Origin of the sequence: Sporolactobacillus laevolacticus DSM 442, from assembly GCF_000497245.1 — a bacterium.
In the GTDB taxonomy this organism is placed as follows: Bacteria; Bacillota; Bacilli; order Bacillales; family Sporolactobacillaceae; genus Sporolactobacillus; species Sporolactobacillus laevolacticus.
In genome coordinates this window covers 89,998-107,521 of sequence record NZ_AWTC01000003.1, presented here as the reverse complement: position 1 = coordinate 107,521, position 17,524 = coordinate 89,998, and the positions used below count along the sequence as shown (strand labels likewise).

Annotated in this window: 15 protein-coding genes and 1 tRNA gene; 9 read left to right on the top strand and 7 right to left on the bottom strand. The window is 42.1% G+C overall.

Annotation, left to right across the window (positions count from 1 at the left end; genetic code table 11):
• Positions 1–3 precede the first annotated feature (3 nt).
• Both P343_RS23385 and P343_RS23380 read left to right on the top strand, forming a co-directional pair.
• On the top strand, positions 4–852 hold the full coding sequence (locus P343_RS23385) for an ABC transporter permease subunit (RefSeq protein ID WP_023509164.1): 849 nt from the start codon (positions 4–6) through the stop codon (positions 850–852).
• Positions 852–1,868 carry an ABC transporter permease gene (locus tag P343_RS23380; RefSeq protein WP_023509163.1) on the top strand — a complete coding sequence of 339 codons (1,017 nt, stop codon included), beginning with the start codon at positions 852–854 and terminating at the stop codon, positions 1,866–1,868. The genes P343_RS23385 and P343_RS23380 overlap by 1 nt, the downstream gene beginning before the upstream one ends.
• Positions 1,869–1,956: 88 nt before the next feature.
• Here the strand turns inward: P343_RS23380 and P343_RS23375 are convergent, their stop codons facing one another.
• Both P343_RS23375 and P343_RS23370 read right to left on the bottom strand, forming a co-directional pair.
• Positions 1,957–4,113: a transglycosylase domain-containing protein gene (locus tag P343_RS23375; protein ID WP_023509162.1), complete on the bottom strand. Its 2,157-nt coding sequence runs from the start codon at positions 4,111–4,113 to the stop codon at positions 1,957–1,959.
• Positions 4,114–4,342: 229 nt separating this feature from the next.
• A complete protein-coding gene (locus tag P343_RS23370) occupies positions 4,343–5,758 on the bottom strand; it encodes a branched-chain amino acid transporter BcaP (RefSeq protein WP_031263649.1) in 1,416 nt (471 codons plus the stop codon).
• 263 nt (positions 5,759–6,021) lie between these two features.
• Between P343_RS23370 and P343_RS23365 the strand changes: the two genes are divergently transcribed.
• From P343_RS23365 to P343_RS23345, 5 genes are all read left to right on the top strand, one after another.
• Positions 6,022–6,094: transfer RNA gene (locus P343_RS23365), tRNA-Ala, on the top strand.
• A gap of 140 nt (positions 6,095–6,234) precedes the next feature.
• Positions 6,235–6,912, top strand: a complete 678-nt coding sequence (locus P343_RS23360; protein WP_023509160.1) for a YdeI/OmpD-associated family protein — start codon at positions 6,235–6,237, stop codon at positions 6,910–6,912.
• A gap of 329 nt (positions 6,913–7,241) precedes the next feature.
• The gene (locus tag P343_RS23355) at positions 7,242–8,018 is read left to right on the top strand and encodes a helix-turn-helix domain-containing protein (RefSeq protein ID WP_023509159.1); all 777 of its coding nucleotides are present in this window, start codon (positions 7,242–7,244) and stop codon (positions 8,016–8,018) included.
• A 281-nt stretch (positions 8,019–8,299) separates the two neighbouring features.
• Positions 8,300–10,240: an ABC transporter ATP-binding protein/permease gene (locus P343_RS23350; RefSeq protein WP_023509158.1), complete on the top strand. Its 1,941-nt coding sequence runs from the start codon at positions 8,300–8,302 to the stop codon at positions 10,238–10,240.
• Between the two features lie 173 nt (positions 10,241–10,413).
• Positions 10,414–10,959: a GNAT family N-acetyltransferase gene (locus P343_RS23345; RefSeq protein WP_023509157.1), complete on the top strand. Its 546-nt coding sequence runs from the start codon at positions 10,414–10,416 to the stop codon at positions 10,957–10,959.
• Positions 10,960–11,108: 149 nt separating this feature from the next.
• Here P343_RS23345 and P343_RS23340 read toward each other — a convergent pair whose 3' ends face one another.
• Both P343_RS23340 and P343_RS23335 read right to left on the bottom strand, forming a co-directional pair.
• Positions 11,109–11,381, bottom strand: a complete 273-nt coding sequence (locus P343_RS23340) for a YggT family protein (RefSeq protein ID WP_236620321.1) — start codon at positions 11,379–11,381, stop codon at positions 11,109–11,111.
• 242 nt (positions 11,382–11,623) lie between these two features.
• Entirely contained in the window at positions 11,624–12,979 is a 1,356-nt protein-coding gene (locus tag P343_RS23335; RefSeq protein ID WP_023509155.1) for a glucose-6-phosphate isomerase, read from the bottom strand.
• A 250-nt stretch (positions 12,980–13,229) separates the two neighbouring features.
• Between P343_RS23335 and P343_RS23330 the strand changes: the two genes are divergently transcribed.
• A complete protein-coding gene (locus P343_RS23330; RefSeq protein WP_023509154.1) occupies positions 13,230–13,460 on the top strand; it encodes a DUF378 domain-containing protein in 231 nt (76 codons plus the stop codon).
• Positions 13,461–13,536: 76 nt separating this feature from the next.
• On the opposite strand, the gene asnB is transcribed toward P343_RS23330, so the two are convergent.
• Positions 13,537–15,423 (bottom strand): asparagine synthase (glutamine-hydrolyzing), encoded by a 1,887-nt coding sequence (gene asnB, locus P343_RS23325; RefSeq protein ID WP_023509153.1) that lies wholly within the window; start codon positions 15,421–15,423, stop codon positions 13,537–13,539.
• A gap of 179 nt (positions 15,424–15,602) precedes the next feature.
• Complete coding sequence (locus tag P343_RS23320) at positions 15,603–15,824, bottom strand: helix-turn-helix domain-containing protein (RefSeq protein ID WP_023509152.1); 222 nt, start codon at positions 15,822–15,824, stop codon at positions 15,603–15,605.
• Between the two features lie 167 nt (positions 15,825–15,991).
• Here P343_RS23320 and P343_RS23315 point away from each other — a divergent pair, with 167 nt between their 5' ends.
• Positions 15,992–16,354, top strand: coding sequence for a helix-turn-helix domain-containing protein (locus tag P343_RS23315; RefSeq protein WP_023509151.1), 363 nt, complete (start codon positions 15,992–15,994; stop codon positions 16,352–16,354).
• A 278-nt stretch (positions 16,355–16,632) separates the two neighbouring features.
• Here the strand turns inward: P343_RS23315 and P343_RS23310 are convergent, their stop codons facing one another.
• Complete coding sequence (locus P343_RS23310; RefSeq protein ID WP_023509149.1) at positions 16,633–17,520, bottom strand: cation diffusion facilitator family transporter; 888 nt, start codon at positions 17,518–17,520, stop codon at positions 16,633–16,635.
• Positions 17,521–17,524 lie beyond the last annotated feature (4 nt).

Below are 17,524 nucleotides of genomic sequence, written 5' to 3'. Positions count from 1 at the left end.
ATTATGGTGTTTGCCAGCAAGCAAGGGATAAAATTCGTGCTTACATCACTGACTTTTATCCTAATCGGCTGTCTGCCCGGGCTTTTTCAGGGCGTACATGTCGATTTCATGAATTATGTTAATCTTCTCAAACATGTCAGCATACAACTCGTTCATCCTACATATTTTGATGGCGAACTCACGCACCCACTATTTCCTAACATACTCGCCCCTTATTTCTATTCCATGAAAATTTTGTTTGGTGGCCTCATTTTATCACTAATATGGGCGTTTCTTGGCCTGTTTCTTACGTTTTTCTTGCCGAAAAAGGCAAAGCAGGTCATTCACTTTATTGCATTTCTTGGCGAGTCCCTTCCTGATATCTTGGTTATCTCAATCTTTGAAATCATTGTTATTTGGATTTATGAACGGACAGGCCTACTCGTCATGAACTTATCGCAATCTATGGAGGATATCCCCTATATTCTGCCAATTCTCTGCTTGTCCTTTATTCCCGCATGTTTCTTTTACCGGATGATGCTCGTCAACCTAAAGGAACAGCTTGAAATGGATTATATTGAAATGGCAAAGAGCAAGGGCCTTCGCCCATCCGCCATTCTTAGCCGGCATATTCTACGAAACATGGCTGCGCCTCTGCTTTCCTATTCAAGAACTATTGTCTGGATGATGCTCTCAAATCTTGTTATTTTTGAATATATCTTTTCTTCAGCTGGCATCACACGATTTATGTATACCTATCATACTTCACTTGTGTTTACAATTGGCATGTTTCTCATTTATGTACCTTTCTTTATTTTCTACGTTGTGCTATCCATCGTCCTGAAACAAATAACTGGTAGGGAGGCATTGTGATGATCCGAAACTTACTAAAACAACCCTTATTCATCATCGGCTTCCTTTTTATCTGCGTCTTTTTCATCTCAAGCCTGACCTATTCGTTCGTTACCCATGATTACGTGCCTAAAAAAATGCTTTTTTATAATCATCAGGGAAAACTGATTGACTCCGCACCGCTGTCACCTTCGCAGGCCCCGCCGCTCGGAAACGACACTCGTGGATACAGTATTGCAGCAATGATCCTAATCGGTGCAAAGACAACGATCAGCATTGCAGTGTGCATCACCGTCATACGCATGCTGTTAGGATCAGTACTTGGATGGCTTTATGGCATGTATTTTTACAGATTTAAGCGCATCGTCACCGGCATGCTCGAAGGTATTCACTATATGCCGATGACACTTCTTGCCTACTTGGTCCTTTCAAGCATACTCATTGCCCGGAAAAATTATGGCAATTTCCAGTATTCAAAAGTCGAACGCGAATGGTTCGAAATTTTCATCTTGGCACTCATTGCAGTCCCTATTATTGCAACGCAAATTGGAGACATGATTGGCGAAACAAGAAAAAGCGAATTTATCAACAGCAGTATCGTGCTTGGTGCTGGAAAATGGCATCTCTTCTGGCGAGATATTCTGCCCCATCTCACTCCTAGATTTATTTTGTTTAATGTGCAGCAAATGATCCAAGTTCTGGTCATTCTCGTTCATTTAGGGGTGCTGAACCTGTTCTTCGGCGGCACTATGGTTCTCGGCCCGCCTTATGAATATTTCTCGACATCGAATGAGTGGTCAGGCTTACTTGGTCTTAATGTTAACTATTTGATGACAATGGATAAATGGCTGTTTATTTATCCGGTCATCGTTTTCTCGTTAACCATTCTTGCTTTCAGCTTTATGTCCGAAGGGATCAAAAAAGCTATTGAAATGCCAGTGGTACCTCGTCGAAAGCGAAAACTGAATGAAGAGAAAGAAGATATTGCTGAACAAATTTACGCGCATTCTTTTGAGCCCCTTCAATTGAATAAGTAACAGCAGTAAAACACCGCGGCATTCCGTCTCATGACGGAAACGCTGCGGTGTTTTTTTTAATAAGGATCTTGCGACAAGGTTTAAAGAATCAAAGATGCGAGAACCAGTTGATCTCGACTGACGGCGAGGCGTCACCTGTTTTACCTGTCTGTGTGTTATAGGGAACGACATAATAATTTTCCTTACTCATCGGATTGACGAAATCAATCCTGAAGGTGTTCTGTCCTTTCACTTCTCCTTTAAGTGTCCGCTTCCCATCAACTTCAGAATAGACCCGATAAATGATTCGCTTATCGGAAGCTTCATTCCAAGTCAGTTGCAATGCTGGAAGTGCATACTTGCCGAGAACACCTTTGGCATGTAATTGAGTCACTCCCGCCAGACGAATCGGTTCATCGAGATCTGTCACGCCCTCTGGTTTCTCAAAAGCAAGCTTATTTTCATTCGGCACCGTATTGATGACCGATTTAAACAGACGTACAGCGTCATTGCTGGACCCCGTCAAATACTGATTTTCATCGGTCTTATCATAACCGATCCAAACCGCCCCGACTGTGTCTGGGGTGTACCCTACAAACCATGCGTCGCGCAACCCGTTTTTTGTATACGCGGTTGATCCTGTCTTTCCGGCAATTGCAACTGGGCTGTACCCGGCTCTTCCTGTCCCATTTTTCATCACCGATTGCAGCATTCGCGTCATGTACCATGCGGTCTGCTTGGAGAAGATCTTCTTCGTTTTCGGTTGCGCTTCACCAATTCTCTTTCCTTGATGATCATAAATCGCCTGTATAAAGTAGGGCTCGTGCTGAGTTCCGTTATTCGAAAAAGAGGTGTAGGCGGATGCCATCTGCAACGGCGAAGCCCCTTTGTTAAGACCGCCAAGCGCGATCGCCAGCCCTTTATCTTTATTATCCAGTTCAATCCCCATTTTCGATAAATAGGATTTGCTTCTGGAAATCCCAATTTGATTAAGTAGCCACACTGCCGGCGCATTTTGCGAAACAGTAACTGCATCATACATAGTCATTTCGCCATTATAACGGCCATTATAATTTGTTGGCGTATAAGTCCCGTAACTGACTTTCTTGTCCTGAAGCATCGAATACGGCTGGTATCTCCCTGATTCAAGTGCAGGGCCATATACTGCCAGCGGTTTAATTGAGGATCCTGGCTGCCTTTTGTCATTAACCCGATTGTAACTGCCGCTGACATAATTACGTCCACCTTGCGCTGCCAGAACACCGCCGTTCTTATTCATCAGTACAAATGCGCCTTCCGGGGACTGTTTCGGATTGCTTCCTCGGAAATAACTGTTATTTTTAAAAGCTGAGTAGGATGAAACCTCGGCTTCACGGCTAATTGGGACAACAATTTTATAGCCGCCGCGAATCAAGTCATCTGGACTGATATGATACTTTTTCGCTGCCTCTTCTTTAACCAGATCGATGTAGGAATCAAATTCCGGATGCGTCTGGATTTTGTGCACGTTAAGCCCAAGTGTTGTTCCTTTCAAGCGTACAGACTGTTCAGCAGAAATATAGCCGTTTTTTTGAAGCAATGAAAGCACTAAGTTTCGACGTTCCAGAGCTTTTTTCGGATGAAGTATAGGTGAATAACCATTAGGCCCTTTCGGTAAAGCAGCTAGTAGTGCCCCTTCTTCCTCTGTTAACTGGCTGACATCCTTATGAAAGAAGAATTCGGATGCCATTTGCACGCCATAAATGCCGTGTCCAAAATAAAGCTGATTTAAGTACATTTCAAGAATCTGTTTTTTGCTGTATCTTCGTTCAAGACTGACCGCAATCGCCGCCTCTTTCATTTTGCGAAACCATGTTTTTTCGTTGGATAGATAAGCGTTTCGGGCAAGCTGCTGCGTAATTGTACTGCCACCCTCCGCTTTATCACCGGATACGATATCTGTCATCACCGCGCGCATGATGCCGCGAAGATCAATTCCGGAATGCTTATAGAACCGTATGTCCTCCGTCACAATGAACGCATCCTGTACATGCTTCGGTATTTTTTTCAGAGCGACGGGATCACGATTTTCCGCATAGAGCCGAGATATTTCATGACCTTGTTCATCTACGACGACCGAGGTTCGACTCATCACTAATTTCTCGTCATCCGTGTAATGGTTGCCAATCAGAAGAACAAAAAAATAGACAAGAAGCCCAACAATGGCCGCTCCAATCACAAAATAAGCGATTTGAAACATGCGCAAATACAGTTTGCTTTTATCCATTCGTCCTCCCACCTTTCAAATGCCATTCATTGCTTACTATGTAGTCTTTGCAATATCTCTCTACACATTAGCAAAAAAAAAGTTTCATGCAACAGTTTACAAAAATTTTTGACAGGATCAGAACGGTAAGATCAGTTTATCGTCGTCATTTGGTGTCCAACCATATACAAAAAAGCAGCCTACCTCCCAGTTAGGAAGCAAGCTGCTTTTATCGATAAAACTGATTAGATTAAGATGCATGCTCAGCAGAATCGGATGTAGCCTGATTCAAAGCACTATGTCTGCGGCTATACGAAAAATAGACAACCATACCGATCGCGAACCAAATGACAAATCGCCATAAAGTTGCTGTTTGAAGATGGATGACTAGATATCCACAAGACAATACAGCAAGAGGAACTACAACGGGAACCCAAGGTGTTCTAAATGCCCTTTTAAGATCCGGTCTTTTCACACGAAGTACCCAAACACCTATGGAAACAATCATGAAAGCAAATAATGTACCGATATTTGCCAAGTCTGCAACAATGCCGATGGGAAGGAAGCCGGCCATGATCATCGTCGCAACAGCCACGATTACTGTTGAAGAAACAGGTGTTTTTTGCTTTTCACTAACTTTGCCAAACGCCTTAGGAATTAACCCGTCTCTAGACATAGCGAAGAAGATACGAGTCTGCCCATACATGATGACCAGAAGTACAGAAGTAATACCGCAAATCGCACCGATAGAAACTGCCGCAGAGCCCCAATTGATACCAATCTGTTGCAAAGCATAAGCAACAGGAGCTGATGTATTTTTGAAAGCAGTATACTTTACTACGCCAGTTAGAATACCTGACACGACAATATAAAGCACCGTACAAATGAGAAGCGAGAACAAGATACCTCTTGGAAGGTTTTTCTGAGGGTTCTTTGTTTCTTCAGCTGCCGTTGATACAGCGTCAAATCCAAGATAGGCAAAAAAGATGACAGCCGCACCTGAAACAACACCATTAAAGCCATATGGCATAAACGGATGCCAATTTGAGGGGTGTACATGCCAAACAGCTAAAAAGATAAACAAAGCAATAACAGCTAGCTTTATGAATACGATAACACCATTCAAATTGGATGTTTGTCTTACACCTGAAAGTAAGAGCCAAGCGATTAATGCGATGATAATCATTGCTGGCAAATTGATGAATCCACCAGGGGTACCTGGAGCTCCAATTAATGCTGCCGGTAAATGAATGCCCACACTGTTTAGAAGCGTTACAGCATATCCCGACCAGCCAATAGCAACCGCACTAATCGAGACCGTGTATTCAAGGATCAGATCCCATCCAATAATCCAAGCCCAAATTTCACCTAGTGCAGCGTAGCTATATGTATAAGCGCTGCCGGCAACCGGTACTGTGGAAGCAAATTCTGCATAGCACAGTGCGGCGAAGAAACATGCCAATCCTGATAGAATAAACGAAACAACTAGTGCCGGTCCAGAATAATTAGCTGCTGCTACCCCAGTCAGAACGAAAATACCGGTACCAATAACGGCACCGATACCAAGCAGTGTCAGATCAGTTGCACCTAACGCTTTTTTCAAGCCTTGTTTGCCCTCTGTCTCAGCAATTAAGCTCGCAATCGGCTTTGTTTTAAAAATACTCACTGCCAACGTCTCCTCTTTTTGGTGTTGGAAAAATAATTTCATAGACGATTATACCTCTAATGTCATAAAAAGTGACATAAAAAAATCAGATTTTCATAATAATTTTAAAAAAATGATTGATTGAATTTATAAACATTGGTAAAATTTATAAACTTCGTTTTATTTTTCATATTGGTCCATAATTATCTATTAATAAATGAATTGCTTCCTGATGGGTTGACCACAGTTTTCTCGCGCAGTATAATCTGTGTCGTGGACTTTATGGGGCATTAGCTCAGCTGGGAGAGCGTTGCCTTCGCATGGCAGAGGTCAGGGGTTCGATCCCCCTATGCTCCACTAATGATGAAAAGCAGCCGTATTTTTTCTGATACGACTGCTTTTTTGGTTGTATGAAAAGAATCCGATATTAATAGTAATGAAAAAATTCACGCAATCTGACTGCACAAGAACATCTAATTAAAAAGAGAGGTATTCCTATGGCTAATAAAACGATTGTTGAGAAGTTGAAATTAAACAATTATCCTTCAAAAGTAATAATAAATCTTCCAGAACCCGAACGCCCTCTTTTCAATCAATTGATGGATTATGATCATACATATTGCAAGGATAAATATGATCTTATTGTTATATTTGTGCTTACACTTGATGAACTAAAAGACCGGATCTTGGACATCATTGAACACAATCGGCTAAATAAGAATGGATATATGTATATTGCTTACCCCAAAAAAGGCAATAAAATCTACCCGAATTACGTCCATCGCGATGAGATTTTCCCAAGTTTGAATGTCGATGATGAGGGATACGTCGGAAATAGCACAATCAAATTCGCACGCATGGTCAGCTTAAATGAAACATTTACCATTATCGGATTGAAAGAATTTGCCTCAGGAAAAGGAAAAAAATCAACAGCAAGCAGCCAGTGTGTCGATGACTATATTGACTATATTTCTCATATCGAAGCATATCTATCTACAAAATCTGCACTGCTTGAGTTTTATAAAAAATTAACTCCTGGGTATCGCAAAGATTGGGCGCGGTATGTATATAGTGCAAAACAAGACGCCACACGAAATAAGCGATTAACGGAGATGGAAATGATTCTTGGAAAAGGATTCAAATCAAAGGATCTTTATCGCCAGTCCTTGTCATAAACTGCATTGAAAAAATAAAGATGTGAACATTCATCCTTTTCCATTGAAATCACTTCCATTTAAAAAGTGATTAACAACCAGGCGCATTTCCATTTGCAGGGGTGCGCCTGGTTGTTTTAGTTCGAGACTTTAATCCATTCACCCTCTTTTTCATCATTCTTTATGGATCGATCCCAAACGAAATTTTCAGCCATCAACTATTGACCTTCGGATTTTTTCCGGTGTTACTTTGTATTTTCACAGTGTGCAACCACTGGTTGACAGATTGTTTGTCTCAGTTGGTAGCGCAGTATTCAGTAAATTGATATTCTGAAATCGAGGTGATACATATGGTATTCCAAGATAAGCTGCAATTATTAAGAAAAAAAGAAGGACTGACACAAGAAGGGGTTGCTGAAAAGCTCGGTGTGTCCAGGCAAGCAGTCTCCAAATGGGAGTCTGGGCAATCCTACCCTGACATGGATAAATTGATCGCACTTAGCGATTTATTTGATGTAAGCATCGATTCCTTAATTAAGGACCATTCAGGCTCAAATGAAAAGCATGAGGACGTGAAGGCTTTTTATTATTACAAACGCATGCATTATGAATTTAAGAGCAAGAAAACACTTTTCCACCTGCCACTCGTTCATATCAATATTGGACCGGGATTTCAAGTGGCAAAAGGCATTTTAGCGATCGGCAACATATCAATTGGCTGGTTTTCAGTGGGAGGATTTGCAGTAGGCGGTCTTTGTCTCGGTGGATTTTCCCTTGGACTGTTTGGACTTGGCGGCTTCGTTCTCAGCCTGCTCCTCGCAGTTGGCGGCTTTTCAGTGGGATCCGTTGCCATCGGAGGAGTGGCGATCGGCTTCTTCGCATTAGGCGGCGTTGCCATCGGTATGTTTTCATTTGGAGGCGCCGCTATTGCCTCTCACGTTGCAATTGGCGGTTATGCAAATGGGCATGTTGCCATCGGTCAATCGCCACACGGAATTGTGACACTTACCTCCCACTCCGACAGTTTAAATGATATTTCAGCATTAGAGGCCCGAAAAGTGATTTACAAAGCATTTCCTACCTTACCTAAAGTGATTGTTCACTTGGTTACCTTTTTGTTCCGCTGACTCTGAAAATAGTTCCAATTGATCAGGTCCAAATATAATTTCAAATCATGACAAATGTCATGATCTTTCCGGATAATAGTCACTGTTTGATCACACTTCTCTTTGGTACATTAAAAAAGTGACGAAATATACGTCTGGAGGCTTAGAACCAATTAATTCCAGAGTGGGGTTAAAAATAAAATTCTATACGTTAAGATGAAATGGCCAGAGCAAATTGAGAACTATTTCCCCGCTTTTACTTAAATTCATAAGCGGGAATACCAAAAACTGGGGGACATCGTGTGAGCTACATTGAATTGAAAGATATCCACAAGTCGTACAAACTTTCCGGCAAACAAAAATTTCCGGTATTGCATGGCATTGATCTCAAATTAGAACGTGGCGAATTTGTTTCCATCCTTGGTGAATCCGGCGGCGGTAAATCGACGCTGATGAATATCATCGGAGGCATGGACAAGGATTATACAGGTGACGTTCTGATCAACGGCAAAGCGTTGCATCAAATGAAAGAAAAAGAATTGGATGATTATCGTAAAACGAACGTTGGCTTCATTTTCCAAAGCTTTAACCTGATCAATCACATGACGGTATTAAATAATGTGCTTATCACTCTGAAAATGACAACTATGTCAGATAAAGAGCGTGTGGCACATGCTAAAGAACTGCTGACAACCGTCGGGCTTGCGGACCATTTGCAGAAACGTCCAAACCAGCTCTCCGGTGGACAGAAACAGCGTGTGGCCATCGCCCGGGCGTTGGCGAATAATCCTGATATTATTCTTGCTGACGAACCGACCGGAGCTCTTGATAAGAAAAACAGTGAACAAATTATGGAACTCCTTGACAGCATTGCCAAGCAAGGCAAGCTCGTTGTCACGGTCACACACTCGCAAAAGGTTGCCGATTACGGTACACGAATCATCAAAATTGATGATGGCCGTATCGCTGATGATATTCGTTTAAAGGAAGGCTACCCGATACCCGAACATCGCGAAGAACCGAAGACAAAAAATCTAAGTATGCCCGCTACTTTTAAAATGGCACTTGATAATATCAGTCATAACTTGAAGCGAAATATTCTTGTTACGCTTGGCGGCGCAATCGGCATTTTCAGTGTTATTATTATGCTTTCACTCGGCAGCGGTATACAGACCTATATTCACGATCAGATCATGAAGAACGTTAACCCGACTGTCATGCAGATGACGAAAAAAGGACTCTCTCAGCAAGATGGCGAGAGCAGTCAAATCAAAAAATCCGCTGTCATTTCAGACAATGATGTTGCGAAAATTGAAAAGGTCAAGCATGTATCTTCAGTAGAAAAAGTGCTCTGGCTCTCCTCTTCTCGTGTCAAGCTTGGGAAAAAGATGGCCATTCCACAATATTTTCAGACAATGGATAGTGCCGTACCGAATAAAGATCTCGCAAAAGGCAGCCATTTGCCTAAGCAGAACGAAATTGGTCTAAGTAAAGACGTCGCTAAACAGCTAACTAAAAAACCGAGCACCCTAATCGGCAAAACCGTAGATTTTTACGTAACGATGACTGACAAAAACCAGCGCCCTATCGTCATGCAGAAAAAGCTTAAAATATCAGCTATTTTTAACGGAAGTGCACAAATGGGGCTGCTCACAGCAGACTATTCGACAATAAAAAGCATGTATGACAAGCAAAACATCACGTTAAAACCAAACATGGCAACCGTAAAAGTCGATAAAATCGAGAATGTGAAAAGCGTTCAGAACTACTTTAAAAAACATGGGTACTCACTCAACGGAGCTGGCGCATTTCTAAATTCTTTGAACCTGTATATCGCCCTTGCCTCCTATGTACTCGCTGCTATCGCAGGCATTTCGTTGCTTGTCTCGGCGATCATGATCATTGTCGTCTTGTACATCAGCGTTACGGAACGAACAAAAGAAATTGGTATTTTGCGTGCGCTCGGCGCCAGGCGCAAAGATATTCGCCACTTGTTCTTCTCTGAAGCGAGCCTGCTCGGCTTGTTCAGCGGAGCGATTGGCGTCCTACTAGCCTTCATCGCTGCCGCAATTGGCAATCATTTCGCCCGTCCACATATGCATGTATCACTACTGAACATCACACCAGGATTCGTGCTGTTTGGTCTGATCGTCAGTGTAGGCATCAGCGTAATCGCCGGACTCGCTCCTTCCTCCAAAGCAGCAAATCTTGACCCGGTCGAATCGCTACGGAAATTTGATTGATTTATTCGTGTAAATAATATAAAGGCACACAACACCCCCTGAACAGCCTAATGTTCAGGGGGTGTTGTGTAAAAAGCAATAAGTCCTGCTCTATGAAATAAAGGCCTGTTCAGTTATAATAATTTTTCCATCTGCTTTAAATGGCGAAATAACGAATTGAGGAGACACTAAGCATGAGAATCGACGAACAGCACTACTCTATCAAGGGGCTAACCTATACCATCCGATCCGCAAATGAAAAAGACGCCAATGAATTATCGGCGATCAGGTTGCAGATTGACAGCGAGACCGAAAATATGGATCGAGAACAAGGTGAGGCATACATCGATGTTCCAGGTTTTGAACAATTGATCAAAACAGATACTGAAAATATGAAGAACCTTTTTTTAGTTGCGGTTGTTCACAATCGGATCGTCGGATTTTCAAGATGCGAAGGAACTACCTTGAAACGTTTTGCCCATAAAGTAGAGTTTGGTGTATGCGTCTTAAAAGAGTATTGGGGACATGCCATTGGCAAAAATCTATTAAGAAATTCAATTTTCTGGGCCGACTCAAATGGAATAAAAAAAATAACATTAAATGTATTAGAAACAAACGAGAAAGCCATTGGACTTTATCAAAAACTTGGTTTTGAAATTGAAGGTATCTTAAAAAATGATCGGGTGCTCTCTGACGGAACGTACTATAACACCATTGTTATGGGAAGATTTAAAGGATAATAAAAATTTGCTTAGCTCGAGTACTTATTTATTTCGATAACTTAGCCTTTTTAAGATTTTCAAAGAAGTTTCGTGTAATGATCGATCTGATCATCAAATGATGTTGCACCCAAAAACGGACCTTACGAGGTCCGTTTTATATTGGATGGTCATTTAATTTTTAAAATGGCAAGGATTTTCTGAATGCCAAATCCAATGATGCTGTACACAATCAAGGCGAAGACAGCGGAAAGGTCGAGGCTGTGTTCGTTAAAGACGATCGGGTGAAAAATACCTTGAAAAGGCTTTAGAATCGGCTCACTGAGACTGTTAAGAAAATTGACAAAAGGCGTTGGATTCGCACCGAAAAACTGAAGCAGGATGTATAATGCGATAATGACCTGAACAAAAGTTAACAGGATGCTGATCAATTTAGGAAACATCCCTGTATTTCTTCCTTTCAATTGTCCTCTTCCCTTCCCCTTCATTTTTTTTGAAGCTTGTCCGCTTCATCACTGCTGGTATTCATGTTAAGGGATAAAACCGTCTCAGTCAAACCAAAAAAATGGATATAGCCGATATAGCACTAAAGAAGAAGCCCTTCTTCATTCCTTAAAAGCGAAAAGGTTCTGCCGCAATCGGCAAAACCTTTTCACCTTTATATTTTCTTTTGATGAACACAGACTCAGTGGTTGAGGCGCGCTTCAAGTGTCGCTTTTTCTTTTTCATAACCTGGTTTTCCAAGCAGTGCAAACATATTCTTCTTATACGCTTCAACCCCCGGTTGGTCGAATGGGTTGACGCCAAGAAGATAGCCGCTGATTGCTACCGCTTTTTCAAAGAAGTAGATCAGATATCCGAAGTGATAAGCAGTCAGTTCGGGAATGGTAACAACAAGTTGCGGTACTTGTCCGTCCGTATGCGCCAAACGCACGCCTTCAGCCGCTTTTTTATTGACAAAATCCATGGTTTTATCGGCAAGAAAATTGAGATTATCCAAATTCTCTTTTTCTGCTTTGAGTGTGACATTCTTTCTTGGTTCTTCAACAAGCACAGCAGTTTCAAACATCACGCGACGGCCTTCCTGTACAAATTGGCCTAACGAGTGAAGATCCGTGCTGAAATCCGCTGAGGAAGGATACAAGCCTTTGAAGTCCTTGCCTTCACTTTCACCAAATAGCTGCTTCCACCATTCGGAGAAGTAGTGCAGATGCGGTTCAAAGTTAACCAGCATTTCAACGGTTTTTCCCTTGTTGTACAGAACATTGCGCACGGCTGCATATTGATAAGCAGCATTCTTGCTTAATTCTGGTTCGCTGAAATCGTTCTGAGCGTCTCGAGCACCGGTCATCAGTTCATCAATATCAATGCCGGATACGGCGATTGGAAGCAAACCTACAGCGGTCAGAACGGAGAAACGGCCGCCAACGTCGTCAGGGATTACAAAGGATTCATAGCCTTCGTTATCTGCAAGCGTCTTTAAAGCGCCTTTCGCCTTATCTGTCGTCGCATAAATTCTGCCCTTCGCTTCATCCTTACCATATTTGTTTTCAAGGAATTCACGGAAGACGCGGAAAGCGATCGCCGGTTCTGTTGTTGTTCCCGACTTGGAAATGACGTTGACGGAAACATCTTTGTCTTTAAGCACATCGAACAATTCGTTCAGATAGGTTGAGCTAATACTGTTGCCCGCGAAGAATACTTGAGGTGTTTTGCGTTCTGCATTTGGCAGCACATTGTAAAATGAGTGATTGAGGGTCTCAATCGCCGCACGAGCGCCAAGATAAGATCCGCCGATCCCAATGACAACCAAAACGTCTGAGTCCTTTTTAATTTTCTCAGCAGCTTTTTGAATTCTGGCAAATTCTTCTTTATCATATGCAGTCGGGAGATCCAGCCAGCCAAGAAAATCATTGCCTGCTCCTGTTTTTTCATGAATTGCTTGATGGGCAGCGGATACTTGGGCAGTTAAATAATCCAATTCATGTTGCGCAAAAAATGAAAGTGCATTGCTGTAATCAAAAGCAACTTTCTTGCTCATTTCATCGGCCTCCAATGTTCAAAATAATTCCTTCTTAACTGTACAAGACCATGGTGCCAAATTCAAGTCATGACCTCCTTTTATTCACAAAAATTGCAAACGATTTCACAATGAATTCATTTTTTGGCTAGTTTGTGCAAATGACAAGCATTAAAATAAAAAAAAATGGCATTAAAAGAATCGGACACATGAATAGTTGTGAAAAAAAAAGGCATGATATAATTGCACGCACATAAAAGGAGGTACGATTATGAGCGGTTTGCAGAGAACATGTCTCGTACTACTTATCATTGGCGGAATTAACTGGGGGCTGATCGGCTTCTTTCGTTACAATCTTGTTGCCGCGATTTTTGGTGGGGCAGGAAGCGCGCTCTCACGTCTTGTGTACGGCATTGTCGGACTTTGCGCTTTGTATTGCCTGACAATCCTGTTTCGGCCAAATGAGGGCCTTGAACGCGAAAGAGAAACCCAGACTCGTTAAGTCATTATGAATGTGAAAAAGGATCCCCGCTTATCTCGCGAGGATCCCTTTTCATGTCATTAATTCAAATTCAGTTTTAAACTTGAAAAGCAGGTTCATGTTCCACAATTACCGTTTTTTCAATATAAATCTGATGCCAAAGCATGAACATCAAAACGGTCCAAATTTTTCGGCTGTTATCCATTTTGCCGCTGCAGTGGTCGTCGAGCAGCTTAAGCGCATAAGATTTATTAATATATGCGTCCGTGTTACTGTCATGAATAATTTTTCGTGCCCAGTCGTACATCTCGCCTTTGAGCCAGATACGGATCGGAACCGGGAATCCAAGTTTCTTCCTGAATAGGATCGAATCCGGAACAATGCCGCGCATCGCCTCGCGGAACGCGTATTTTGTCGTCCCGTCCCCCGTCTTCAGTTCAGCCGGCAGCGTTTTGGCCACTTCGAATACTTCCTTGTCCAGAAATGGAACACGCAGTTCAAGTGAATGTGCCATCGTCATCCGATCAGCGACTACGAGAATATCTCCGCGCAGCCAGGTTTCAATATCCACCAATTGCATCTGATCCAGCTTGTTATTTTCAAATGCCTTTTTGTATATCGGATTAGTGACATCGGTAAACGGTGTGTGTTCGGAAAAGGTTTTCAGTACATATTTCTTTTCTTCTTCGTTGAATATGAATGCATTGCCGACGTATCGCTCTGGAAGTGGAGTCGTCCCGCGAAGCAAGTAGCTCCGTCCCTTCATACCAACCGGCATTCTTGAAGCAACCGCGTGCAGCAATGCTTTTCCGGGTTTCGGCACGGAATCAAACCATTTTAACGAGAGAGGTTCGCGGTAGATATTATAACCACCGAACAGCTCGTCGGAACCTTCGCCGGAGAGCACAACTTTCACATGCTTTCTGGCTTCACGGGCAACAAAGTAATTAGGAATCGCCGCAGGATCTGCTAACGGATTATCCATATGCCAGACAATTTTCGGCATCTCTTTCATACACATCTCGGCCGAAATCTCAAGCGCATAATTTTCGACGCCTAGTTTTTCCGCTGAATCTCTGGCAACATCAATCTCGTTGTATCCCTTGCTGGCAAATCCGACTGTAAACGTCTTGATGTTTTCATTATAGCGTTTAGCAAGTGCAACAATCGAAGTTGAATCGATTCCGCTGGACAGGAAAGCACCGACTGGCACATCGCTTCTCATATGAATTTTCACCGAATCAATCAGCACATCTTGTATTTTCTTTTTCGCTTCATCCAGTGACTGATTAACAGGAGCAAATGACGGTTTCCAGAATGCTTTGTTCTGGATAGGTTCTCCATTTTTCTTAAGGAGATAATGACCAGGTTCCAGACTTTTAATATTTTCTGATAGAGTATGGGGTTCCGGCACGAATTGGAAGGTCAGATAATATTGAAGTGCCTTTTCTGCGACTGGATGGGGGTCCCCGCCAATTAGGAGACTTTTCATTTCGGAAGCAAAGAATACGCCATCATCCTGTTCCATATAGTAAAACGGCTTAATTCCGAAATGGTCACGGGCAGCAAATAGCGTTCTTTCCTGTTTATCCCAAATGATAAACCCAAACATTCCACGGAAATAGTTGACACATTCTACACCGCGATCTGCGTAAAGGGCAACAATGACTTCGGTATCTGAAGTTGTTTCAAAGCTGTAGCCTTTCTCAATCAGTTCATTTCTGAGTTCAACATAGTTATAAACTTCACCATTAAAAATAATGTAGTAGCGTTCATTTTCATAAGGGAGCGGCTGATGCCCTCCCGCCAAATCAATAATACTTAATCTTCGAAAAGCAAGCTGTACCTGATCATCCGTATAATAGCCTACGTCATCAGGTCCCCGATGATTGATGATCTCCGCACGTGCGGTCATCGCGTTTTGTTCATGATTACCAGGTTCCAATTGATTTTTATTTGCAATGTACCCGCAAAATCCGCACATAAATAGGTCTCCTTTCAGAGATGGCTGATGAACATTTCCACAAAATCAGCGTTCTCTGCTTCATTCACAATATTTTTATCCGATACTCTAGTTTATCATTCACTCGGACAAATTCAAAGTGATGGCAGCGCTTAATCCATTGTGTTTTTTCCCATCTTTGAAAGCTCATAGTCAACCATTCATTGCTGGGGTGATTCTGCCCTATTCGTGAAAAATTCTTGTATAGGCACCCCAAGCACTGTTGCCACTTTAGCAAGTGTCTCAGCAGTAATTTTGCTGCGTCCGCATTCGAGATAATAATAGCCGTTCGGGCTTTGATAACCGAGACGTAATGACATTTCTTGCTGTGACATTTTTGATTGTCTAAGTTTTTTCAATTTATCCAGATCCACAGTCAGCATATTATGACCCTCCAAATTACCTTTTTGGCAACTATTTTATAAATATTGTACCATAATATGCTAATTATCCCATTATATTTTTCCTGTTTGGTAATTTAAACAACTTAAAAAAGAGAACATGTTAAAATTTTCTTGTTTAACGTTAAGCAATGGGAGGAACACTCCAGATGGGAAACACGCTAGGCAGCAGGATCCGTTTCCTCCGCGACGAGAAAAGATTGTCGCAGCTCGAAATGGCGCGCCAATTAAATATTTCCAATGCGCAGCTGAGCCGCTATGAATCTGGAGCCCGCAAACCGGATCCTGAAATGATTGTGCAAATTGCGGATTATCTTAGTGTGTCCACAGACTACTTGCTCGGCCGCACCGGTTTTATTAATGAACCCGTGACGGGATACGAGAGTGCTCAAGATAAAGAATTAGTTGATCAGGCGAGGAGCATTTCCGGACTTGATCAGATGATCCTTCAAATGGCTGCTCAACCGGAGAAAGCGAAAAAGCTAATCCAGATTTGGGAATTACTGAAATGAACAGTAAGTATTAATAAAAAGTTGTTTATAAATAAAGATCCGAATCCTAAAAGCAGGATTCGGATCTTTATTTATGCATCGTTGAGAATCACAGGAGTTTCAGTTTGCCTTTTTTCAATACGAGTCCGACACCGCCTAGCATGTGCAGATAGCGATCGTCAATGCCTTTCTTCATGGCAGAAAAAAGTAATCCAATATGGGAGTCGAAGTTAGAAAATCGCCAAGGCACCGAATTCAAAGCGCTTTCAAAAATAAAAAAAACAAAGATACCTTCTCTACTACAGATCCTTTTTCGGTTGAACGGTTCTTAATTCATGTTCAGGTTCGGAATGGATGAGAATTTGCGCATGGGGAATTTCCTTCGTTATGCTTTCCTCGATTCGGTCAGATAAATCTTCCACTGCATCAATCGGCAGATGGGAGGGAACAACAAGATGCAGTTCAATGTATTCTTCCGGACCGGAACGTCTTGTGCGAAAGTTATGGAATCCAATGAACTCTTTATGATAGCTTTCAATGATCTTGATAATTCTATTTTCTTCTTCCTCGGAAAGTCGTGTGTCCAATAATGGAGGAAAAGAAGCTCTCATTAATTTGGTTGCTTCAAACATGATGTAACATGCAAGAACAATACCGATGATCGGATCCAAAATCGTCCATCCTGTCAAGGAAGCCAGCAACAAACTGATAGCAACTCCGATCGACGTATAAACATCGGTTAATAAATGAAAAGCATTGGATTTCATCGCTACAGAATGTGTCCTTTCAGCAGTATTATCAATCAATCTCGATACGAAAAAGTTGATCGCTGCCCCCACAATCATCACAATTATGCCCAATAGAGGAAGATGCATCGGTTCAGGGTGAACCAGTTTTTTAATCGATTCGTAGATAATCCAGATTCCTGCCACATATATAAGCAACGTTTCAATAGTTCCCGATATATTTTCAATTTTTCCGTGACCATAAGGATGAATTTTATCTGCTGGCCTTCCTGATATGCGTACTGAAAAAAAAGCAATCAGTGAAGCCGCTAAATCCAGAGATGTGTGTATCGCTTCAGACAACACAGCAACCGAACCCGTAATGACCGCTACAATAACTTTCAATACAACCACAAATGTATTACTGAGCACGGACAGAAACGCTACTCTTGACGGTTCCACTTAT